Raw genomic sequence first — 23,693 nt, 5'->3', positions numbered from 1 at the left:
CCGGTGCGGCTTTATATTGCGACGGGATCAGTCTTCGATAAACACCAGGCTTTCGTCGGACCCCGCGGCTTCAAGACGCCCGAGAGGCTGCAGATCCAGCCCATGCTTTCGGGCGAGGGCCTCAAAGGCTTCCCGGCTCTTTTCGGCCACGCTAACCATCAAGCCACCGCTGGTTTGCGGATCACAGAACAACAGTTTGTCGGCGTCGGTCATACCGGAAATCGCCTTGCCGAACGCCGCCGCGTTGCGGTGGGTGCCACCAGGGATGCAATCGGCATCAATATAGGGCTTCAGGTTTGGCAGCACAGGCACAGCCTTGCGACTTACCGTTGCCTTCAAGCCGCTGCCCCGGCAGATTTCCAGCAAGTGCCCGGCAAGACCAAAGCCGGTTACATCGGTCATGGCATTGACACCATCCACCTCAGCAAACACTTCGCCAACCTTATTGAGGGTCGCCATGTTCTCCACCGCCACGGCCAGGTCTTCAGGAGTAACCTTACCTTTCTTGGAAGCACTGGTGAGAATACCGACGCCCAGTGGCTTGGTGAGATACAGCAAATCGCCCGCCTGAGCGGTGTCGTTGCGGATAATACGGTCAACGGAAACCTGGCCAGTCACCGCCAGCCCGAATATCGGCTCCGGTGAATCGATGCTGTGGCCACCGGCCAGGGCGATACCTGCCTCGGCACACACGGCACGCCCACCATCGATTACCTTGGCGGCAATTTCCGGTTCCAGCTCATTGACCGGCCAGCCCAGAATGGCAATAGCCATCACGGGCTTTCCGCCCATGGCATAGACATCGCTAATGGCATTGGTGGCAGCAATACGGCCGAAATCGAACGGGTCGTCCACCACCGGCATAAAGAAATCGGTGGTGCTGATAATGCCAAGGCCGTTACCCACATCGGCAACCGCAGCATCGTCTCGGCTGCTGTTGCCCACCAGCAGTCGCGGATCGTGAAATTCGGGAGCATCAGTGTGAAGGATGCGGTCCAGAACGTCCGGAGCAATCTTGCAGCCACATCCGGCACCGTGGCTGAACTGGGTCAATTTGATGGACAAAGCGTCTTCCTTCTTTCGGTTGAGCAACTCGGTTATCGTCAGGATACGCAACAGTCTACAATGCAGCTCACTCTCCGGCCACCAAATGCGTAGGAACCACCATGACCACCCCGAACAACCAAGGCCCCGCGACTCGCATCATCCACAATCGCCGCCATAAGGATGCCTTCGGCAGCCCCTACTCGCCGGTTTACAACACCACCACCTACCGGTTTGAAAACACGGCAGACTTGCTGGATGTGATTGAGGGGCGAAGCGACGGTAACCTGTACACTCGCTGGGGCACCAACCCGAGCATCCAGGAACTGGAACAGGGACTGGCCGGGCTCGAAAATGCTGAAGCAGCATTGGGGTTCGCCTCCGGCATGGCGGCAATTTCGGCAACCCTGCTGGCCCATGGCCGTAATGGGATTGTGTGCGTAGGCGATCTTTATGGGGGCACACAGGAACTACTGAAGAATCACTGCCAGGCGCTGGGCATTCCAGTGACCTTCCTGTTCCGTGAAGAGCAGAACCAACTGGCGGAAACACTGAACGAACCGGGCAAGCTGGTCTATTTCGAAACCCCGGCCAACCCGAACATGGCGATCCTGGACATTCGCGCCATCGCTGAAACGGCCCACCAGCACGGCGCACTGGTGGCGGTGGACAATACGTTCGCCAGCCCCATCAACCAGAAACCGCTGGAACTGGGCGCAGACCTGGTCTTGCACAGCGCCACAAAATACCTGGGTGGCCACAGCGACCTGACCGCCGGTGCCCTGATGACCTCTGCAAGCCTGGCAAAACCCGTGGTCGCCTGGCGCAAGAACCTGGGCCAGCTGATTGCCCCGGAAACCGCCGCCCTGCTCTCCCGCAGCTTGCGCACGCTGCCATTACGAGTGCGCCAACACAACGAGAACGCCATGGCAGTCGCTCAAGCGATGGAACAACATCCGAAAGTCACCAAAGTACACTACCCCGGCCTGCCTTCCTTCGAAGGCCACGACCTGGCCAAACAGCAGATGACCGGCTTCGGCGGCATGCTCAGTATTGAAGTGGACGGTGGCCAGCAGGCAGCCGAAAAAGTGGCGGATTCCCTGAAAGTCTTCCTGCTTGCCACCAGCCTGGGCGGAGTAGAAAGCCTGGTGAGCCAACCGAGCGCCACCAGCCATCACGGCCTGAGCCGGGAAGAGCGCCTCAAACGGGGCATTGGCGATGGCATGCTGCGCCTGTCAGTGGGGCTTGAGGATGCAGCCGATCTGATACAGGACCTGAATGATGCCCTTACACAAGTGTGTTAACGCCCCTGTAGCATGAAGGTTTCGTACTCAAGTTCATCGAACTTGCGGGACAGCAGCGCCAGTCCAACCAGAGCTGAGACCAGGGTAGCCGCCGCATAGCCGTATCCGTAAAAGGCGGCGCCCAACTCAATGGTGATCAGTGTGAATACGATATTGGTACCGAGGAACAGGGCGCAAAGAATCAGGTTTATCCCCCGGGCATCGAGATAAAACAGTACATTCTGTATCGCAAGAAGAATCAACTGCATGGCCACCGCAATCAGGAAAATGTGGAACAGTGGAAGGTACAGTGTAGAGATACCCAGGGCAGAGAGAATTTCCTCCCCCCACAGGAACAGAATGATCACCGTCATTCCCTGCACTTTGATGATCTCATAAATGCCGTTTCTGGCGACCAGAACCATGTCATCCCGAAACCGGTTGATTCGCTCCAGGGTATCGCCCTCACGAACGGCGTTATAAAACCGGTCGTATGCTTCGGAAAAATCGGTTTCCATCCGCACCAGAAAAACCGCCATACCGGGGATGATCGAAAGGTAGGCAAGAAAAATGGGAATGTCATAGATAATCGACGCTCTCAAAAGCCCGATAATCGGCTCTGAGGTTTCCGGCACGAACCAGAAGATCAGCTTGTCGGCCCATACCGCAGCATTGAAGAGCAGCCCGGTAAAGATCAGGGTGGGAAAGATCTGGGCGCGCCTGGTGAAGTCAAACCGGATGAGCGTGGTACCCGGATACTGGCGGATGATGGTGTAAAAGAAACTGAAAAACAAAAGGCTGTGGCCCAGCAGCAACCCCAGCAAAAACCCTTCAATGCCGAAATCACGCAACTGCACCGAGGCAACGATAGCAACCAGATACCCAAGCGCGAAGACAACAACAATACGACGATAGGACTTCATGCTGGAGAGAAAAATGGTAACCGGCCAAAGGTTACACAGCACCACAAAATTCGCCAGCATCAGGAGCCGGTATAGATAACTGGTGCCCGGCATAAACCAGATAGCAGCAACAACGCCGAGCATGAAAGACGCCGCGGTTGAGACCCAGATAACCCCCATGAGGTTGGGCAGTATCAGGTTACGCTTGGACTCGTAGAGCCTGTCTGCGACCCAGCGCGTGAAAACGTGCTGAAACACCCCGGAGAGAATCAGCGAGAACGCCATCAGATAGGTGACCGACACCAGAAACTGGACCACGAATCCCTGATTTGCCTCGAGCGCAAAACTCAGCACCCCGATGATCATAACCCCGAGCACCGACAGCACCCAGGGCCCCGAACTGATGATGCCCGCCAGACCATAGGCACCCAGGAGGTTCACAAAGCTTTCCCGCCGGAGTATTCGCCTAAGCTCAAAACCGATACCCGCCACTAGCGCTCTCCCCCACTCGCCGTCTCTAACGACGCCTCATAGAGGCGGCGGTATTGATCAAACATACTGTCCAAAGTGTAATAGCGTGATACCCGCTCCAACCCCGCGGCCTGGGCTGCCCGCCAGGCCTCACTATCCGTCAGCAGATGAATCGCTTCCCTGGCTGTCGCTTCAGGGTCGGCGATCGGAACGACAGCGCCCGAGGCACCCAAAGCCCGATCCTCCTCACTCATTCCCTCAATGAGTTCACGGCAGGCGCCGACATCCGTGGCAAGGCACGGCAGCCCCGCGGCATTGGCCTCAAGTATGACCAACGGCAGCGCCTCGGAGATCGAGGTAAGCACCATCAAACCCAGTTGGGGCAAAATCTCGCTGACATTCTGAAAACCCAGGAATTTAACGCGGCCTTCCAATCCCAGGCTGGTCACAAGATTGCGACACTCAGCGACATAGGCGGGGTCTTCATCCTCTGGCCCGACGATCCACCCTTCAGCCTCGGGCACTTGCTCCGAGACGCTTCTCATCGCCCGGATGAAGGTTTTAATGTCCTTGATCGGGACGACGCGGCCAACCAGCCCAAGCACCTTGGGAATGGCCTCCGACCGCTGCTCCCGTGGTTCCCTGAAACGCTCAGGATCGATCCCGTTCGGGATAATGCAGGTTTTTTCCGGCGAAGCCCCGTCCTGGTGCTGGCGAGCCTGGTTACCGGAATACAGCGAGACAATGCTGTCGGCCTTCTGGTAAGCCAGCCTTCCCACCACCTCGAAGAAGCGTATCCAGAGACGCCGGATATAGCCCAACTGGTCGTTAAGTGCCGCACTCACCTGGTCCTCCGGATCGTCAATCCATTGTGCCTGGGATAGATCGATCTTTCGTTCTTTGGTGTAAATGCCATGCTCACTGATCAGGTAAGGTATACGGTATCGGTCACTCACCATTGCACCGAGCAGACCGGCATACCCGGTTGAGATAGAGTGCACCATCTTTACCCTGGGCATGTTCTTCGCAATCTCTGCCAGCGTAAACAGCGGCGCGTGCATCGTCCGGATAGTCCAGAAATAGTCAACAAAAGAGGGTTCGGTGCAGTAGGCACGGAAACTGTCTTCAATGACCTGCCAGCTCTCCCGGCTGTACAAAAAATCCTTGCGGGTAATCCCCCCGGTCTCACCCAGGTCTCTGAATACCTGCGTGAGCACCTCCTCGGGCACCGCCTCATTGGCCTTGAAACTCTCGTGCAGCCGCCGCTGACTCTGGAAGGCCCGCTTGTTTCCGTCCCTCGGCCTCGGCTTTTCCCGAACCTGGGTGTCCATCAGGTAGTGGCACTCCAGATGGGTGACATTATCCGGCAGGGTGTATTGCTGCTTTCCGTAATGGCTGGGATCGCCCCCCAGAAAAACCAGGGCAAACCGGTATTCCGGAAGTCCCGAGATCATCTGGTGTACCCAGGAAGACACGCCTCCCCGTATAAACGGATAGGTGCCTTCCAACAGCAATGCGATGTCCGCGATATACGGCTGCTTTCGTTTGAACAAACTCATAACCAGGCTTCAAGAAGAGGAGTGATCGCCGGATGATTGTGACCATGGGCGCACCGGGCCAGATAGAACCTGACCCGCTGGTAGTCCCTGGCCAGAAACGCGATTTCAGCAAGATAAGGCAGGATGTGTTCCTGACGGGCACCATTATCAATAGCGACTTCGAACGCATCACGTGCTTCTTCGGGCCGCCCCAACGCCAGTTCCACCCGCCCCAGGAGCTGCCAGTCCGAGGGCTCGTCATAGGTGGCAACCAGTTTCACCAGGAGGTCCCGCGACTTTTCCAGGTAGTACTGCCTGAGACTGCCCTGAGCCAATCCAAGATAGGCGGTTTCCCACCAGGTTTGTGCCAGACGGCGATTCATGCGCTCGAGCGCTTTGGGGTCAGCGGCTTCCGTCACCTGGCTCTGCAGGCGCTCAGCCTCCTGCACCAGTGCCTTTTCCTTCTGCTCCAGCATGGAATACGCCAGCAGCCGGACATCATCAACCGGATCCTTGAGTGCCTCCCGGAGAATATCAACTCCCTCCCGGCCTTCCATCTGTCGGCTGGCCAACAAAGCTTTCAGGCGTTTACCCGGATCACTCGCCTCTCTCAGAACCTGGCGCAAACCACCCTCGGTATAGACAACCTGACTGCCCATATCGGTAGGCCGGAAAGGCAACTCAGGGATGGGCACCTGCTGCCACGGGAGTTCCCGGTTCGAGCGCGGGAGATACAGCGCGAGCAGAATACCGACAAACACGCCAAGACTGCCCACCAGGGGAATCGCAAACTGCAGCGAAAACAGAAAGACTGCGGGCCGCCAGCGCTGTTTTCGGTAACGTTGGGGCATGAGGACCAGCAGAGCAAGCGTAAACACCACGCAGGACAAAGCATGGGCAACGACATAACCACCCACTGCCCGAACCGAATCCTCACCGGTAAACAGTGCAACCGCACCACCCAGTTCTGAGACCAGCCCAAACGGTAACAACCAGTAGCTAGTCAATCGCGCCACCTTCACGAGACAGCCACTCGGCGACCTGGGCTTCCGTCTTTACCACCAGTGACTGCTGACTGGCAAAATCCCACAGTGAACGGCCCGCATTTTCCCGGATATCCAGTTCCAGTCGGTGCAGATACCCGGCAAGCCCCAATTCATCGGTCAGTGGCATCAACAGGACCACGCTGGGGCTCTCGTTCGCTCGGTTAACGGCAATCACATCAAGCCCCCGCAGCAAGCCGGTCATCCTGTCCGCGAGGGTTGCCAGATCCTGCTCGTTTACCTGCAGCTTAAGCAGCACGGACGGCAAGCCAAAGGCCTCTGCATCTCTGGCTGCGCGACGCGCCTGGGAACACAGGCTCTGCCACTCATGAGAACCTGCCATCGTCTGATCCCGTTGGCACAACATATCCGCCATATGCCCGGCAAGAATCGCCATCAAACGAAGCGTCCGGTTCTGGAAACTGAAGAATGGAATGGACTCCACCACACAGAGCGCCACCAGGTCATCGGTAGAACTGATCAGGGGGATCACAACCAGCAGATCGGTATCCAGTTTTTTCAGGTGTTTGCGGAACTCTGTCTGCACCGACACCAGAGTTCTTTCCTGCATGGCATATCGAATCAGCGGATCGGACTCCGAAACCGCCTCATAGTCACCAACCGTGGCCAACGCCTTCGGTTGAATGTTTCGGTTTCCTTCCACTGCCAGTATGGCGGCCGTCTGGAGCTGGCCGTATCGAGCCAGAACCCGCAACATCAGGGCCGCGCTTTCTTCATTCAAACCCTCAGAGCGGGTCTGGGACAGTTCGCCATACAGTCGTCTCAGTGCTTCCCGCAGGCTGCCGGAGCTCCCGGCTAACTGTTGCTCAAGACGATCATGGGACACCTTCATCAGGTAGAAGTTGCGGGTAAATTCTTCCAGGCGCTGGAGACTGTATTCGTTAACTGCGTTGGCCCGGCGCAACTGGCGTTCCCAGTAGTCCCGAAACTCCCCGGCCAGCAGCCCACATGCCAGCATGCCGGCGGCCCATCCCCACGGATAAGCCGTGGCAGCGGCCTTGTCATAGTGCCACCCAGCCACAAGCAGCACCAACAGACTCGACATCAGAGCCGGGAAAAAGCCGTAGCGCAGGCCAATCAACAAGGGCGCCAGAACCGGCCACGCAAACGTATTGCCAACGTGGAGCGGGTCGTCAGGTCGCAGCCAGAAGCCTGCCGCGAGAAACAGGCCTGAGACCAGAACGACTTCCAGCCATTTCAGCCAGCCATGCACCTCGGTGGCGGGCCCCGATTGTGCCACTGTCGTAGTTGCCCGGGTGTCCTGCATCAGTATCAGTCTTCGCCGCGAACCAAAGGCATGGCATCAATGAGATCCTGAAGCACCTCACGCCCAACCGTTCCGAGACTCTCCCGCCCCCATCCCGTGCGAGCTGCTGTTCCGGACCAGACGATAGCGTTACTGCCAGAGCGTCTGACAATCATTGTCACGCCAACCGCGGGTTCGCTGTCGAAACCCGCCTTATAACGCCATTCTTCCACCGTTCCCGTGACGATAAGATCAGCCCCGTCCCGATCCGCCATGTCCATCGCTTCAGCCTGACGAGCCTGACTCTCATACATCAGTGGGTTCTGGTCTTCGGGCAAGTACAGCTCTACCCGGCCAGCCCCCTCCGCCCGCAGAATGGCAACCGCGATACTGGCGGCCCGGTCACCAGCCTGAGGGGTCTCCGAGAGATTAACAAAAGGCACAACCGCCACTTGCTCCGCCAGGCTGACAGGCGTGTCACCCGATTCCGTGATCAGGGTAGAACAACCGCTCAGGGCGACAAACAGTAGCCCCAGCAGCAGAGGTCGAAAAAGAATCATCGGTTTTCTCCCGCAGTTTTGAAAAACAAGGTATAGGTAACACGTGCGTCCAGCGAGCTGTCTCCACTCAGACTATCCGACGCATAACCGGCAGATAGCGCGATCTCGTCATCCCCGAATAGCGACCAGCTTACACCGCCGCCAAGCCCGTACTCGACGGTATCGGTGGAAAGAACATAGCCGGTGTTCACATCCAGGAACCAGCCTGGCTGAGCCTGTTGCTCGAGCAACGAGTGAGGTGAATGCTCTTGCCACCGCATACCGACAGACACGCGCTCGTAGTGTTCGGTGAGCAATTCACCGGTCTGGAGTGGTCGTTCGAACAGCGATTGCACTGCGCCTTCCAGGCGCTCTAGTCGATTCAGATCCTGCAACACATATTCCGCCCGTACACTCCAGTCCGGATAACGGCGAGCCACGAGATGACTACCGAACACCTCGAGCCGTTGTCCCTCCGCCACACTGCTTTGTGAACCGGCATCAAATGACAGTGATGCTAACCGCGCCCCAACGGTTGTTCGGCTGTCTGGCTGGTAAAGGCCCTCAAACGAAGTGCTGTCCCTGGAAACCAGCCACCAGGCTTCTGCCGAATCGGTCGAGCGCTCTCCCGAATGATACCCCACTGCCATCTGCCACCGGCCCAGTGGTTGGAACCGGGCCTCAAACCTGGTACTCAGTTCATCGCCGTCAAGACGCCCCACGTGCCCAAGCCCAGCCGTAAACAACCAATCTGTGGCGTTATTCTGAAGTTCAATCATGGCCTCGCTGGACGGTTCGGGAGCCTTCGTGAATCTCGTGTCGTCGCTGGTATCAACGCGGGCCGCTCGCCCGGTCAGCCGATAGCGTTCCGAACTGTAGTCCCACGCGCCGAACCAATGATTCACAGCCATGTCGCTGATGCGCTCCTGCTGCCAGCCCAACTGGGCAGCACGGTTCTCGGAACCAAACACCGGTTGCGCCCTGTATCCGGAGGACAACTCATCAGGGCTTCTTTGCCGTGACGGGGTTCTTGGCTCGACGCGTCGAGGAACCTGTCGAGCGGCGAGACGTCTGAGATGAAAAGCACTCGCCTGATCGCCAAGACTGTGGGCGAGACCCGCCTGCTCCTCAAGGGCGCGGGGCTCAACGGCATTCTCCGTTCGCCACTTCTGTAACCAATACCTGGACCGCTTATCCTGCCCAAGTGCCGAGTATCCATACGCAAGCAACGCATACTGTCGCTGCCCGGATTGCGATGACAGTTCTGTCAGAATGGCATTCAGCTTATCGCTCTTGCGCTGAGGTTCTGCCACCAGCAGCCAGCCCCACGCGCTGAGGATGTCCTCGCTTCCAGGATTCAGACGCAGCGCCTGTCGATAGGCCTTCTCTGCGTCACCAGCCTTGCCCCGCTGCTCAAACAGTCGCCCCCGGAATGTCCAGTAAAGGCCATCCTGACGGTGGGCCGGGTCTGACCGCCACTGTGCCAGCGTACGCTCCAACGCCTCCCACTGCCCCGTATTCGCCTGTGCATCGGCAAGAATGGGAATGTAACGGGCATTCCCGGTACGTTGAAACCGGTAACGGGCGAGTTCCGCAACACGCTCATAATCCCCGAACTGCGCGGCCAGGCCGATCAGCCGATCCGCCACACCAGGTCCATGCTGCCGCCAGGAACCAGCCATCAATTGCGAATACTCAGCCCGAATCTTGTCGACATCCCCCAGCATAGTCAGAAGATCCAGCCGCATCAGCTCTGCCTCTGCAGCGAAATCCGGATTCTGGAACGATACAGACAGGGTTTCGAACGCCCGCTCTACGCGCCGGGTTCGCCAATACAGATTGGCCAGAACCAATCGGTCTCCCTCACTGAGCACATCCTGCCGCTCAAACAGGGCAATGGCGTCGAGATAACGATTGTTGTTAACGTACAACTGATACAGGCGGTCCTTGAACCCGACGACGGAGGGATACTTTCGTTGTCCCTCCTCAAGAACCGCAACCGCCTTGTCCAGTTCCACCGCTCTGGTATAGGCATCACCAAGCACAAGGTAACCATCGGCCCCAAGATCGCCTCTTGCCCTCGCCGTCTCGAGGGTTTTCACCAGTTCAGGCCAACGAAACAGTTCCTGAGCAAGCGCTGTTGCGCGCTGCAGTGCCTCGGGGTGACCGGCAGAAAGATAAAGCGACTGCCAGCGGGCCAGGGCTTTCTCCGGCTGCCCTCGCCACTCCCACACCCTTGCGGCCCAGATTCGATCCTCAACCACGGCCGCCGGCATCCCGGCAACGCGCTCAGCCGTCATTGCCGCCTGGGCCAGATCTCCTTGCCCCAACTGCAGGGCTCGCAAACGACGGAGTTCGGTGATATCGGCCGTATACTGTCGCATCAACGACTCTAGCCATTGTCGTTCCAGACCGTCTTTGCCCGCCAATCGGGCCAACTGAATGGCCTCTTGCAGCCCCGCGGCTCCGGGAGACATCAGATTCCGGGCCTGAAAGGTATCCAGCGCGCGGACGGGTTGACCGGAGGCAAGGTATAGTCGCACCAGCTCCCTGGCCGCTTTGTCCTGCTCCCCAGCGGGTAACTGGTCGACTATACCGGCAAGGGTTTCCGCAGCGTCTGCCGGGTTCCCGGCTGCGACCTGAGCATGTCCTAGCGACATCACTAACCACAACCGGTCTTGCCCCTCCGCTGATGAAATCAACGTCGGCAGCAAACTCAGTTGCTCATCCGGCGTGAGCCAGCCTAGCACCGTCTCGACGCTCCTGTGTACGCGGGGATGGGCCCCTGCGCCCCCAAGCAGCCGCTCAACCAGAACCAGCAGGTCAGCCTTTCGCTCAGCGCGGGTAGGCTCATCAGTCGCAGCCGCCAGTTTCTGAATGGCCAATGTCAAGGCCAGCTCCACGGCTTTCGGCGACACTGTCGGCTCATGGAGCAAGGGGCTCAACGTTGCCATGGCCTGTTCGGATTCACCAACATCCGATTGCATCTGGGCAAGCCGATAGCGCAACTCTTTATTATCAGAATCAGAATTCAGCAACACGGTGAGGTAAGCCAGGGAGAGCGCATCCGGCTTCTCAAGGCTGCCGATCTGGTCAAAAAACGCCTCCCGCGGGTGTACTACGTACAGCAACGCAATGGCCAGCACGCCCATCACCGCCAACGCCTGAACCCCGAACAGATTGGGACGGGAAGAGCTTCGCCTCACTCAGCTACACTCCACCACAACGTTCGACACCACTTTACCGGACAACCTGAAAGCCACCGGGCTCAGGCGGGTGGCAGGGTGCTCACTTACCACTCGACAGGATTCAGCACCACCAAAACGGAACTCCACCGGCACATGACCATTTGCCGACACAGTAACGCGCGAAGTCGCCCCGGAAACCTGCTCGCGCTCCCAACGGGTCAACCTGGCATTGGCAGACTCCAGATATACACCCTGAGGGGCGACTTCACTCACCGCCAGCGCTGCGCCGGGGCCTGTGAGGTGAACGTAATGCCGCTGACCATGCCTGATGAAGCCGGCAACACCGGTGCTTTTTTTCATATCCGGATACAGAGAATCGGGCAGTGTTACGGTCGTTGGCGTGTACACCCCTTTCCAGCGGTATACGCCATCGTCATCCCTGGTCGTAACGCTGTAATAGCGGGCCTGGACCCGCGTGGCGTATTCGCTCAGGTATAGCGGCGAATTTGGCTTGTCCAGCGCATGCTGATAGACCTCATGAAGCGCCTTGATCGATTCCGGGTAGGTGCCGGAGTAAAAGTGATAATAGATCCCGCTGGGTTTCAACCGGTATGGGGCGTCCAGCAGGTCGAAGCTCTCCCGGGCGTTACGATAACCATAGAACGGGCCTGTCCATAGATCGGTGTAGACATTTTCGTTCAGCACGGGCGCATGAACCTGTAGCTCATCCCCCACCAGGCGGGCATCCGGCCAGACCGCCGCGAGGGTAGAATCATATTTCAACGGCCGGGTATTACCACCGTTGACGTTGACCAGCCCCAACTCCCTCACCATTCGCAACGCCGTTTTACCGGGCCGGGCATCACCACTCCACAGAAAGACACGAACCGCTTTATCGTCAGGCGTCAGCTCGTTAACAAAGGCCACCGAACCCGGGATTTCCCTTTTCAGATCCGGTTCGTAGCCCGGCACTTCCATGGCATATCCGTAGGCGGCCTGTTCGGCCGTCGGCGCTTCCCCACCTTCCATCATGCGCCAGAAAAACGGGTGACTGAACGTATGAGAAGCCACCTCGACATTCGGCTCCCGGAAGATCTGCCGCGTAGTCTCCAACGCCTCCCGACTCTCTGCCGGATAGACCCCGCGCTCCGAGACTTCCGCTTCGATGACGGAAACCGTATGGGGAATGGGATAGTGACGGATGATCTTGTCCAGGATCACCCTGATGGCTTGCGGGGTTCCAGGCAGGTTAGCCCGGGAAACCGCTCCATCGCCGTCGATGTGAGCCGTGACGATGCGTCGCCCGGCTTCCGTCGTTGCATCCACGCCAGGATGACTCTCCGGCTTCAATGCATCGGCCATAAACCGTACCGGGTCAAACAGCCAATACGCTGCATTGTCTGGCCCTGGCTCAAACAAAAACGGACTCAGCGCAACGCCCCCTTCCGGGCGAATAAATACCGGGGAGTAGGATCGCGCGTTCTTGTCCTCAATCAGAATCCACGGCTCATAGGTATCCATGGCGGGCGGCATCGCCAAAGGAACCCGCGCCGGCAGACGGCTACCTTCAAACCTGCCAACCGTCTCCTGAAGTGCAGAAACCTGCAGCATCCCCTCCGGGACCCGCATGCGCTGGCCAGAAACGAGTCTCTGACAGGCAGGAGCTGCGGGCATTAACCCCATTAAAACCAACGGCAACTGGTCTTGAACGCTATTTCCCAGCCACTGGCACAGCCGGCTATGAGCCGTGCCCGCTTCCCACCAGACAACCACGCCGTGATACCGGTCGAGCACGGGTTCGGATAAGGGAGGTTCCAGAGCAGAGCGGTATACCGGTACAAACCCGAGGTATTCCAGAACAACGCCCAAACGGCTGTGGGCCTGACTCTGATCCGCTTGCTGCGGCGGCAGGTCATGCAACACCAGCACTTGTCGGCGTATCGTCTCTGGCGACGTCGGGCCTAATCGATCCAGCGCCTGGTTGCTGACCACCGGCAAAAGGCCCCGATCGCGAAGACGATCGGCCGTTTCTTCAGCCAACTGTGGCGTCGCTGTGTAATCAATGGCAATAACGGGCTTTTCGGGATATCGAGCCGACCACTCGGCAATACGAGCATCCAGCCATTCCCGATGTTCCTCAGGAACCGGGCGATAGCGACCCGACTCTGGATCAAAGCCCTCGAAGTAGGACTCGAACGCCAGCGCATCCACCTGATCAAGCGCCCGGACCGGAAGATGAAAGCCGCGGTTAATAATCATGACAGCTTCAGGGTACCTATCTCGGATATCGGCGATCAGATCAGCCTGCGCTTGCGCGAAGCTCAATGCGTCTACCTTGCCGGCCTCCACCATCAGGTGACTATCGAGCGTGTCGAGAAAAACCCCTTCAAAGCCTCGCATCAACGCCGGCACAACGCGCTTATCCACGAGAAACCGCCGGACTTCGGGTTTGCGGATATCCAGAATCACGCTCCCCCAGGCCTTATTGCGACCAACGATCCAGGCCGGATCTACTTGCGGGAAAAGCGCGTGAGATTTGGCAATCTCGTCAACCGCAACGTACGCCAGGGGCGCAGTCCCTCCCCGGGAAAGCAAAGACAGCCGGGCATCTGTGGCCTGATCCGGTTGCAACACCAGCCAGTCGTAGGCAAAAAGTGGCCCTATCGGTGACTCGTGGCCATAGTAAAAGCCAACATTTCTCGGGCTCTCGGCGGATAAAACCGGCACATGGAAAAGGAGTGAAAGAACCGTCAGAACTCTGAAAAACGTCATGGAGGCAGCGCAACCAACAAGCCAAACAGGCAGCAGATAAAGAAGGTGCCTAGGGTACCATGGGCTTGACAAAGGTCATACATTAAACGGCCAAAAAATGATCACCCGCATCAACAACCTACGACTGCGACGACCTGCTGACAAGATAATCGGCCAGGGTTCTCGTCCAGTATCCCGGGAGCAGCTTGTTGGTAAACCAAAGCCCCCTGGCCCGCCAACCCGGGATAATCATAAACCGGCGGCGATCGATACCTTTGCGGATCTGCGCCACGGCAACATTCAAAGGCAAGGTGCCGGCCATCAACTTCAGCGCTTCGGTTTGCCTGGGGCGATTCAAGCGCTCCGCCTCTACCATCGGCGTTTCCACTTCCGGAGGGCACACCACAGAGACATCAATGCCCCGCGTTGCCAGCTCGATGCGCAACACCTCAGCTAACCCCACCACTCCGTATTTGGAAGCACAATAAGCCGCGTAGCCATAACACCCCACCAATCCGGCCATGGATGCAACCAGAACCAGCTGCGAACCTGCTTTCAAATGGGGCAGGACACCGGCCACCACATTGCGCGTACCTACCAGGTTGATGTTGATCACCCGGGCATAGGCATCGTCGTCTATGGCCTCAAAATCGGCCGCAATGGCAATTCCCGCGCAGTGAATGACCAGATCTGGCGGTGAAGACTCCGCCGCGGAGGCAAAGGCCTCTCTCACTCCGCCCGGTTTGGTCACATCCATGGCGAATGTTCGAATGGATGCCGGCCCCGCTATGGCTGCCAACACCTCCACAGCGGATTCCATCGGCTGGATATCAAACAGGGTAACCTCTGCCCCTGAACGCAGATAAGACCGCGCCAGTTCAAGGCCAATTCCGCTGGCACCACCGGTGATGTATACCTTGCTCGCAGACTTCTTCTGTACATTACCACCCGCCATACCACACGCTCCGCAAATCCTTGTTATCCCGCCAGCGTACCCCCGGCCAGCATAATCCTCCATGCCTTCAATGCCGGCCAATGCCCCGTGTTTGGCTATTGACGTAGCCGGTGCCGGTGTGATGCCGCCATCGTCCTATTTCCCGGGCCACGCGTTTATGAAACACTCTGCCCCTTTTGACGGAACCTCACAGATTAAGGACGCAACATGGCCGTAAAATCCGTTGCCCTGGTGGCACACGACAACAAGAAGAAGGAACTGGTGGACTGGGCGAACGAGAACCGCACTCGCCTTGCCCCGTTGCGTTTGTACGCCACCGGCACCACTGGCCGGCTACTGAGTGAAAGCCTCGGACGAACCGATCTCAACTGTCTGCTGAGCGGGCCTTTGGGGGGCGACCAACAGATCGGCGCCAAGATTGCTGAAGGTGAAATCGACCTGCTGGTGTTTTTCTGGGACCCTCTCGAACCTCAGCCCCACGACCCGGACATCAAGGCCCTGCTGCGCATAGCCGCCCTCTGGAACATCCCCGTCGCCTGCAACCGGGCCACCGCAGAGTTCGTGCTGACCTCCGCCTATATGACCGACGACCAGCACCAGCCACAGAAGCCGGACTTCTCGGAATACACTGGTCGTAAAGTTCAGTAACCGAAAAAAACAGCCAGACGTCCAGATCGGAACTAACATGTAGGAACACCCTTGAAAGGAGCCGAGGGGAAAGACTATGGAAGCAATACGTCGATTACTGATCGCAGTGCTTGCCTCTCTGGCATTCGTTGCACCCCATACAACGGCCAACGGGTTGCCGGCAGAAGTCAGACTGGCAGCCATTGAGGGGGTGCCCAGTGCGAAAGCCGCAAGGCAAATCCTGGAAATCGCCTACCAACGCTTGGGTGTCGGTGTCTCCGTGATGGAGGTGCCCACCAAACGCGCTCTTCTGCTGGCCGACAATGGCGGCCTGGATGGCGACCTCTACCGGGTTGATGCCGTCGCATCGAATTACCCCAACCTCGTCAGGGTTGAGTTCCCTCTTCTACAGGGCAAACTTCTGGCCGTTGTCCGGGAGACAGAAAACCACGACCTGCCACACTCGCCCAAGAATCAACCTCTTCGGGTATCTGTACTGCGGGGGGCCATCATCGCCGAGGACAAAGCCAGAGAGCTCGGCATGGAGCCTATCCTTGCAGACGATTACGATCAGGTCCGCTCCCTTCTGGAGCTAGGGAGAGTTGACGTGGCTTTCGTCTCGGATGTTGAGGGCATATCGCCGCTGACAAACGAACATTGGCATCGGCTAAAGCCGATCCGAAAGCCCGTGACGACTTTTACGTTCTACCACTACCTTAACCAGCGACATGCTGTGCTCGCTGATCAACTCGCCAAGGTGCTCGAACAACTGGAACGCGAAGGAATCAAAGCCGAAGTACTGGAGTCCTTCCGTCGAGATCAACACAGCAAAAGCTGACTCAGCATCGGAAAACCGCCTTTAAGGATCCCACATTATGCCCCGATCATGGCCGCATCCACTGTTGGACATACTGCACGTAGAAAAACCCGTCATCCAGGCTCCGATGGCCGGCGTTCAGGATTATCGCCTGGCAGCGGCAGTTACCAATGCCGGCGGCCTCGGCTCTCTGCCCTGCGCCATGCTCGGCCCCGATGCACTGAAAAAAGAACTTCAGGCACTGAATGAAGCCACCCAGGGTGGCCCCTATAACCTCAATTTTTTCGCCCATACACCGCCCACCCCGAATGACCCGCAGGAGGCCGGATGGAGGCAGGCACTGGCGCCCTATTACAAAGAATTCGAGATAGATCCAGCCTCCATCAGCAACGGCCCCGGCCGCATGCCTTTCAACGAAGAATCGGCAGCTATTGTGGAAGCCTTCCGCCCGGCAGTGGTGAGCTTCCATTTCGGGCTACCAGAACCGGCTTTGCTGGATAGAGTCCGGCAAGCCGGGGCAAAGATATTCTCTACCGCCACGACTGTGGAGGAAGCCATCTGGCTGGAACAACACGGCGCAGACGCAATTATCGCCCAAGGGTTGGAAGCGGGCGGTCATCGAGGAATTTTTCTTACAAAAGACATGAGCACCCAGATGGGCACCTTCGCCCTGTTGCCTCAGATTGTGGGCGCCGTGAACATTCCCATTATCGCGGCCGGTGGCATTGCAACTGCAGAGGGAGTACAGGCCGCGTTGAAGCTTGGCGCAGCGGCAGCGCAGATTGGCACGGCGTTTATGCTGTGTCCCGAGGCAACCACCCGCCCCCTGCACCGGCAGGCACTCAAAAGCCCGCAGGCCAGGCATACCGCCCTGACAAACCTGTTTTCCGGAGGCCCTGCACGGGGCATTGTTAACCGGATAATGCGAGAACTCGGGCCAATATCAGAGCTCGCACCGGCATTTCCACTGGCAACCAACGCCATCGCGCCGCTCAGGGCAGCGGCTGAAGCGGCGGGCTCCGGCGATTTTTCACCGTTGTGGAGTGGGCAGAATGTGAGTGGGTGCAGGGAGGTTTCGGCGGGGGAGTTGGTGAAACAGCTTATGCTTTAACTGGAAGGTTTTTCTGCAGCCAGGTAAACGGCGGTCTCCCACCACACATCGGAACGGTTTAACTGATCGGCCCGAGGTGAATCCGCCAAAGGCACCGACATAACCGCGCGACGAAGAGCAAAGCTGTCCAGCTCGGCCTTGGTGACTTCATAAAACTGCCGTTCACCATCCCCCGGCCCATGGCGCAGGGTGATCACCAGCATGCCGGACGGCGCCAGCAGCTCAGTCAGAATCCAGAACGCCCGCTCCCGGTGTGTGGGGGGCAGGTGCATCCAAACGGCAGACACTAGCACCAGATCAAACCGGTAACTGAGTTTGCGGATCTCGCTCAGATCCGGCAGGGCATCATCCACCCACTGGATACTGCGGTGAGCCGTTGCCGACTCGCTCAGCCGGCGCAACTCTGCAGCGGGTTCCACCGCCACCACGTCCCAGCCAAGCTCCGCCAATGCCAGCGCATCGCGGCCACTGCCGGCGCCCACATCCAGCGCGAGGCCGGTTACATTATCCAAATGAGGGAGCCAGTGGCTATGGACCTGTTCGAAGGTCAGGGACTGGTATTGGGTGAAGAATTTTTGGGCGTTTTTGTTGTAGGGGCGACTGTCATTATGTTCCACTGGTTTATTCTGATCTGGTCAGCCACTGTTGTCAGTAGTGGAACTAGACTGAGTACGGGAGTGAGGGATATGAACTTCATCTGATTCACTGCAAAGCCAATCCATTATCATGGTAATTACCTCCGTACGGCGAACCTCTTCTGCTCCTTTAACCTCGCACTCCCACAGAATACACAGGCGCCACCCAAGTTTTTTCAACTCAGCCTGATTCCTGAGATCTCTGGCGATATTCCCTTCTATCTTCTCCCGCCAAAAATCCGGACGAGTTTTGGGCCACTTGAACAAATGACAATCATGGCCATGCCAAAAGCAGCCGTTAATCAGAATCACTGCTCGGTATTTCGGTAGCACAATATCCGGAGAACCGGGCAAGCCCTTTCGGTGTAACCGAAACCTGAAGCCGCCCGCGTGGAGGGCCTTGCGGATCACGAGTTCCGGCTTTGTGTTCTTGCCGCGAATCCCCGACATCATTCTGGAACGGGTTCGTCGGTCTACAACGTCGACCATCTAACAAATGCCTTCTGGAATTTAGAGCGCTACCTGGTATCCTACCCGCTTACCTGATTTTGGCGAACTCTGCATGACTGACACTATCAAAGTAATTGATCTTTTTGCTGGCCCGGGAGGGCTTGGTGAGGGCTTTTCTGCATTCAAAACTTCGGATGGAACACACCCTTTCAAGATCGTCGCTTCGGTTGAGAAAGAAACGAGCGCCCACAAGACGCTCACATTGCGAGCTTTTTACCGACAGTTCCTGGGTCGAGGAATTCCACCCGAATACTATGAATACCTTCGGAGCGGCCATAAAGTCAGTGCAGAACAATTCTTCTCGGAGAAGTTTCCTGAAGAGTGGGCTGCAGCAAAACGGGAAACGCTTGGTGGTCCCAAAGCGCTGGGCAGCGAAGACCATGATGAGATCTTTCGGGCAATTGAAGAGCAGATTGCTGACCACAAAGGAAAGAAAATCGTCATCGGCGGCCCGCCTTGCCAAGCCTACTCACTGGTTGGCCGAGCCAGGAACAAAGGCATCAAGGGGTATGTTGCTGAAGAGGACCACCGTCATTTTCTCTACAAAGAATATCTGAAGGTTCTCGACCTAGTGCAGCCCGACATTTTCGTGATGGAGAATGTTAAAGGAATTCTGACGGCCAAGGTTAACGGTGAATCGATTTTCGAGAAGATTCGGGAGGATCTCGCTTGTCCTGCCCAAGCTATCAACAGCGATCGCGAGGCAATTGAATATATGCTTCTTCCGTTCGCTCATCCGCTTGAAGACCGAAACCTCATAGGGAGTTTTCAGAACAAGGATTTCGTGATCCGTGCTGAGGAATTCGGCATTCCTCAAGCGCGGCACCGAGTGATACTTCTTGGAGTCCGCAAAGACCTGGTACCCAATGAGTTAACTGGCGAGCTTCTATCTGACTGGAGACAGGACGCGCAAGTTACTGTCGGGGAAATCCTCGCAAATCTACCTCCACTAAGGAGCGGGCTATCCAGAACCCAGCCCAATGACTTCCAAACATGGAAGAACAACTTTGAAAAGGGATTTCTCAAAGTCTATACAGAACTAGCCTTCTCAACTGAGGCTCAAAATGATGCAAAACACGCATATGATTCTACCACCAAGGAACTGAACCAAGGCGGTAGATTCGTTCCGCTGAAACAAAAGAGTAAAAATCGTCTACCAGAGCATTTGCAGAGGTGGTATGAGGATGAGCACCTACTTGGCTTCGTAAACCACGAGGCCAGGAACCATATGGCCAAAGATCTGCACCGATATCTTTATGCTAGTTGCTATGCCTCAGCCAAAAGTGGCAAATCACCGCGCTCACGGGACTACCCTGAAAGCCTCACCCCAAACCATAAAAACTGGAAGAGCGGCAATTTTACTGACCGTTTCAAAGTACAAGCAAAGGATCGCGTAGCAAGCACGGTCACCAGCCATATCTCAAAAGACGGGCACTATTTCATTCACTACGATCCATCACAGTGCAGAAGTTTGACTGTTCGAGAAGCGGCTCGCATTCAGACATTTCCCGATAATTATTTCTTTGAAGGAAATCGCACAGAGCAGTATGTTCAAGTAGGGAATGCAGTACCCCCATTACTAGCAAACCATATTGCGAAGGTAGTGTTCTCAGTTCTCACTGGGGAAAAGTAGTACTTGGGCACCGAACTGAAAAAATTCCAGTTCGGTGCCCTCACGACTCCAAAAAGAGACTGCAAACAAAACTGTAACAGCCCCTAACCCGAAAACCCTTCATTTTTTAGTTTGCTTAGAGCTGTCAATGCAACCGCACATTGTCTCTCCGACGGCATCTTTCTAGGAATTGCTGAGCAAGTTTCTAAAACCCCTAGCTCCTTGGGACTTAATAACGCTCGCTCGCGAGCCCAATCCCGAGCACCTTTCCAGAATTGACTACCCAACGTATGAACCTCTATCTCCGCACTCACACCCTGATCCAGTTCAGCCTCTGATTTTGCCTCTCTAGCCCGGCTTTTGGCAGACTCCAAGGAGGTGATTACCCGCTCCACTTTCCCGGAATAAACGACATCTTTCTCAGAGAGCCATGTCCAGCAAATCTCCTTCTTGGCCCATTCGCTGACATTTCGAACCCCTGCTGGCGGTGTGTTGATAACACGCTGGGCAGTCTCACCAGCTACTAAAAGCATGGCTTTGAGCTCAGGAGCAATAGATTGACTCCTCCAGATCAAGTCTAGATCAATAACCTTCCCTTTTTGCCTCACGTCATAAACAACTTTAGCAATCCCGTAGGTTACGATGTTCGCTCGATAGCCTCCTTCATACCAGTCAGCATTGGATACCAGCCGCTCCATCGTTCTAAAGATGATGTTCTTTGCAACAAGCCGCTTATACCAAAGTTCATCGAATATAGAACCATCCTTACCCCATTGCTTTCCAATATTCTTTGCAAACTCTGCAAAATTCTTCTGTGCACCCCGACTTACAATATGAGGTAAGCACTCAAAGGTGTTCACATATTTCGCCAGGTCAGTTTTAGTGAAAAACTGTCCGCGAGGATACTCAGCATCAAATTTCTTTCGCTCGGCTGGCGACCGTCTTCCTCGTTCGTCTGCGTACTGCCCACGAGCACGCTCATAAAACCACTTTGTCTCCCGGTAACCATCATCTCCCGCAGGTGCAAGTAGCCGTCTAGAATACTCCTCAACGCGAATGTGGAACGGATGGTTTGCGAAGAAGTCTGCCGCATTTACTTTATTCTGACTATTTGCATACTCTGAAATCCGGGGAACAACCTCCTCCGACTGATCCTGAGGAACAATAGTCAGCTTCATCTGCACATGTATCTGCTCTAACTGTTCTTCAAAAGCCTTTTTTGCAGCATGTAGAGAGGCAGTGGTCTGACCTCCATTCACTATCTGCAGATTGTCTGCCCGAACTAGTTCCAAACCCGATGCTACCTGCTTTAATTCAATGCCATCTGCGGTTGCACTCAAGCCATTGTTATATGAAAAGAACATGTGTGGCTCATCACGGATCGTATTTCTGATCCCCTGGTTCACTTTTCCTCTCGCCTGAAGAAAACTCCTGACGTTCGCCTCCAACAGCCTGGGGCCCCATTTTTCATAAATAGCTGCGAGCTGTTTTCCAGGAATAACCGCTAGGTAACTCTCTAGGGCCCCATTTCCCCCAGAAGCTTTCAGCAGCGGTATTCCGCCACCAAAGTCCCTTTCAAAATCAATTTGAAGATCAGCCCGCGCCTGACCCTGATCCATAAACTGTTTCAGTCGCTTAAGGTCCCAAACACTTAGTGTGATCGGCTTGCCGTCAACCGGGTCAATAGCCTCAGCATCAGTCCTTGCACTAAAGTTACCATTCGTAGCGATTACCAGCTTGATCTTTTCAATTGTGTTCCAGCGCGTGGATATAAGGTCTGCCAAACCAAAGCCCGAGCTTGTCTCCTCCAATTGGTTTCTAAAATCTGGCTTAATGCTGGCCATAAGAAACCGGTAGAGCCGATTTTGCATCCGCTCAACATGAGGCCTGTTCAAAACACGAACTTCATCACTAAGACCAAAATCACAAAGAATCAGCGTCAGAACACCGGAGTTATCACTGGGGTCTCCACCGTAGCCGTCTACCTGCAACTGATACCCTGACATCCTACCTTCATAATATGCTCGATCGGCCTCGTCTACTTCGCCAGCCTCGGACAACAAATCTGCCGCCTTCTCAAAAAAAGCCTCCGCTGTAACGAGTCCCAAAGCATCTGCATCACCTTGAATATCAGCGATAAGCTGATGGTGAAACTCAAGTAGTTCATTCATCACTCGGGCCATCCTTGATCACTTTGATTAAATCACTGGTTGTTTCAAATTCTGCGCAGGCCTCTAGAGATAGCGAATACCTAACCATCTCAACCCCAAAAGGAAGTGGTACAGCAAGACGAGGGAACCCATCCGTAATTTCATAAGTTTGGGAACTACCAAGGTGCCAACGTCTATCTGAATAATCATTATCCGGATCATATCCTGCTGCGAAGATAGCTTCTTCCCACTGATCAAAGGCAGAGACCGAATTCTCGAAATAGGCGGCTGTCATTTTCACATGGTCATGCAAACTAAACCCGTCTGGCGAAATGGCAGAGGAAATATTCCAGACCTTCAGAAACAACCTGCAGCCTTCAACATCAGCAAGTTGCTCCTCGGAAGAAATTGACACAAAGGGCTTTGCTGCAACTCTCCGAGCCTTAACTTCGACACAACAGCCGATAAACTCGAAATCCTTCGATGATTTTGAAGGGCCTTTCCAAGCCTCTATTGCCGCTTCAGGGCTAATACCCGCAGCCACTTCTCTAAGAAAAGCCAGCTCTCCTACCAAACCTCGCTGCTCTTCCACTGAAAGCCCTCTTTCACTCCCCCCCCTCAACAGATAGTACCAGCGCTGGGTGCGTTGAGCCGCCCTAAGCAAAGCATCCTCAACATTCTCTGCAGCCTCTCCCGCCGCGACGACATCTCTGCAGAGCGTTTCGAAAATTTCAATCTGGCTACGTTCATTCAAAGCGACGACGAACGCCGGTGAGGCACCTGCTTTTCGGAAGGACAGGCTTAGATTCTTTAGCTTAGGCAGCTTCGGAGGTGAAAGGGGCAGCTGAGGAAGTCTTAGCATCAGACCAGGGGTGTTCTTTTCCAAGACGATCCAGAAAAAATCAAAATGACCGGCCACATTCACTCGCCGGGCTTCATCGTTCGTCAGCTTGTCCCATGGATCAGTTGTTGCTGTCATCGTCGCTCTCCTGATCCTCATCCTCATCCTCATCCCCAAACAACTCTTTGTACCTGACAGCGTTCACCACGTACTCCACAGTTTCTTCAGCATGCAGAGATCGAGGCAGACTCATTCCCCACCCAACAACCACCTCGCTTGGAACACAAATCTGATTACGAAGCTCCTTTTCGTCGTCCGGCACTTTTGGAATAACTAGATGTAGTATGAAAAGCCCTTTCTTCCTCACCTTTCTATATATGTGATCGGGGTGCGTATTCCGGCGAACGTG

At 55.9% G+C, this 23,693-nt stretch carries 19 protein-coding genes; 5 read left to right on the top strand and 14 right to left on the bottom strand.

Features of this window, described 5'->3' with window-relative positions:
• Positions 1-27: 27 nt before the first annotated feature.
• Entirely contained in the window at positions 28-1,065 is a 1,038-nt protein-coding gene (gene selD, locus Q669_RS04460) for a selenide, water dikinase SelD (RefSeq protein WP_036148853.1), read from the bottom strand.
• Positions 1,066-1,166: 101 nt separating this feature from the next.
• Between selD and Q669_RS04455 the strand changes: the two genes are divergently transcribed.
• Positions 1,167-2,348, top strand: coding sequence for a trans-sulfuration enzyme family protein (locus Q669_RS04455; protein WP_036148836.1), 1,182 nt, complete (start codon positions 1,167-1,169; stop codon positions 2,346-2,348).
• On the opposite strand, the gene pelG is transcribed toward Q669_RS04455, so the two are convergent.
• The 8 genes from pelG to Q669_RS04415 all read right to left on the bottom strand — a co-directional run bounded on the left by pelG (position 2,345) and on the right by Q669_RS04415 (position 14,981).
• Positions 2,345-3,721: an exopolysaccharide Pel transporter PelG gene (gene pelG, locus Q669_RS04450; RefSeq protein ID WP_011785372.1), complete on the bottom strand. Its 1,377-nt coding sequence runs from the start codon at positions 3,719-3,721 to the stop codon at positions 2,345-2,347. The two genes, Q669_RS04455 and pelG, sit on opposite strands and share 4 nt — an antisense overlap.
• Entirely contained in the window at positions 3,721-5,259 is a 1,539-nt protein-coding gene (gene pelF / locus Q669_RS04445; protein ID WP_036148834.1) for a GT4 family glycosyltransferase PelF, read from the bottom strand. The genes pelG and pelF overlap by 1 nt, the downstream gene beginning before the upstream one ends.
• A complete protein-coding gene (locus Q669_RS04440) occupies positions 5,256-6,254 on the bottom strand; it encodes a tetratricopeptide repeat protein (RefSeq protein ID WP_226611120.1) in 999 nt (332 codons plus the stop codon). The genes pelF and Q669_RS04440 overlap by 4 nt, the downstream gene beginning before the upstream one ends.
• Positions 6,238-7,569 carry a PelD GGDEF domain-containing protein gene (locus Q669_RS04435; protein ID WP_036148830.1) on the bottom strand — a complete coding sequence of 444 codons (1,332 nt, stop codon included), beginning with the start codon at positions 7,567-7,569 and terminating at the stop codon, positions 6,238-6,240. The genes Q669_RS04440 and Q669_RS04435 overlap by 17 nt, the downstream gene beginning before the upstream one ends.
• A gap of 5 nt (positions 7,570-7,574) precedes the next feature.
• Complete coding sequence (locus Q669_RS04430; RefSeq protein ID WP_023009908.1) at positions 7,575-8,108, bottom strand: hypothetical protein; 534 nt, start codon at positions 8,106-8,108, stop codon at positions 7,575-7,577.
• Complete coding sequence (locus Q669_RS04425; RefSeq protein ID WP_036148828.1) at positions 8,105-11,293, bottom strand: tetratricopeptide repeat protein; 3,189 nt, start codon at positions 11,291-11,293, stop codon at positions 8,105-8,107. Before Q669_RS04425 ends, Q669_RS04430 begins: the two co-directional genes overlap by 4 nt.
• On the bottom strand, positions 11,294-14,047 hold the full coding sequence (locus tag Q669_RS04420; protein ID WP_036148825.1) for a bifunctional glycoside hydrolase 114/ polysaccharide deacetylase family protein: 2,754 nt from the start codon (positions 14,045-14,047) through the stop codon (positions 11,294-11,296).
• Between the two features lie 118 nt (positions 14,048-14,165).
• Positions 14,166-14,981, bottom strand: coding sequence for an SDR family oxidoreductase (locus Q669_RS04415; protein WP_036148823.1), 816 nt, complete (start codon positions 14,979-14,981; stop codon positions 14,166-14,168).
• A 207-nt stretch (positions 14,982-15,188) separates the two neighbouring features.
• Here Q669_RS04415 and Q669_RS04410 point away from each other — a divergent pair, with 207 nt between their 5' ends.
• The 3 genes from Q669_RS04410 (at position 15,189) to Q669_RS04400 (ending at position 17,536) form a co-directional block, all read left to right on the top strand.
• Positions 15,189-15,629: a methylglyoxal synthase gene (locus Q669_RS04410; protein ID WP_014421098.1), complete on the top strand. Its 441-nt coding sequence runs from the start codon at positions 15,189-15,191 to the stop codon at positions 15,627-15,629.
• A gap of 76 nt (positions 15,630-15,705) precedes the next feature.
• Positions 15,706-16,446 carry a hypothetical protein gene (locus Q669_RS04405; protein WP_023010495.1) on the top strand — a complete coding sequence of 247 codons (741 nt, stop codon included), beginning with the start codon at positions 15,706-15,708 and terminating at the stop codon, positions 16,444-16,446.
• 37 nt (positions 16,447-16,483) lie between these two features.
• Positions 16,484-17,536, top strand: coding sequence for an NAD(P)H-dependent flavin oxidoreductase (locus Q669_RS04400; protein WP_023010496.1), 1,053 nt, complete (start codon positions 16,484-16,486; stop codon positions 17,534-17,536).
• On the opposite strand, the gene Q669_RS04395 is transcribed toward Q669_RS04400, so the two are convergent.
• A complete protein-coding gene (locus Q669_RS04395; protein ID WP_036148820.1) occupies positions 17,533-18,153 on the bottom strand; it encodes a class I SAM-dependent methyltransferase in 621 nt (206 codons plus the stop codon). The two genes, Q669_RS04400 and Q669_RS04395, sit on opposite strands and share 4 nt — an antisense overlap.
• Before the next feature lie 18 nt (positions 18,154-18,171).
• Positions 18,172-18,660: a very short patch repair endonuclease gene (locus Q669_RS04390; RefSeq protein ID WP_036148817.1), complete on the bottom strand. Its 489-nt coding sequence runs from the start codon at positions 18,658-18,660 to the stop codon at positions 18,172-18,174.
• A 73-nt stretch (positions 18,661-18,733) separates the two neighbouring features.
• On the opposite strand from Q669_RS04390, the gene Q669_RS04385 reads away from it, so the two are divergent.
• Positions 18,734-20,314 (top strand): DNA cytosine methyltransferase, encoded by a 1,581-nt coding sequence (locus tag Q669_RS04385; protein ID WP_022991394.1) that lies wholly within the window; start codon positions 18,734-18,736, stop codon positions 20,312-20,314.
• 83 nt (positions 20,315-20,397) lie between these two features.
• Here the strand turns inward: Q669_RS04385 and Q669_RS04380 are convergent, their stop codons facing one another.
• From Q669_RS04380 to Q669_RS04370, 3 genes are all read right to left on the bottom strand, one after another.
• Positions 20,398-22,464 (bottom strand): AIPR family protein, encoded by a 2,067-nt coding sequence (locus tag Q669_RS04380; protein ID WP_022991393.1) that lies wholly within the window; start codon positions 22,462-22,464, stop codon positions 20,398-20,400.
• The gene (locus tag Q669_RS04375; RefSeq protein WP_022991392.1) at positions 22,457-23,422 is read right to left on the bottom strand and encodes a PD-(D/E)XK motif protein; all 966 of its coding nucleotides are present in this window, start codon (positions 23,420-23,422) and stop codon (positions 22,457-22,459) included. The genes Q669_RS04380 and Q669_RS04375 overlap by 8 nt, the downstream gene beginning before the upstream one ends.
• Positions 23,406-23,693, bottom strand: a 288-nt coding sequence (locus Q669_RS04370) for a hypothetical protein (RefSeq protein WP_036148811.1), incomplete at its 5' end; no start/stop codon positions are given. The genes Q669_RS04370 and Q669_RS04375, both read right to left, overlap by 17 nt.

The sequence above is a fragment of the Marinobacter sp. C1S70 genome (assembly GCF_000475355.1).
Taxonomy (GTDB): domain Bacteria; phylum Pseudomonadota; class Gammaproteobacteria; order Pseudomonadales; family Oleiphilaceae; genus Marinobacter; species Marinobacter nauticus.
Note: the sequence above shows the minus strand (reverse complement) of the source record. Positions and strands in the feature narration are given on the sequence as shown.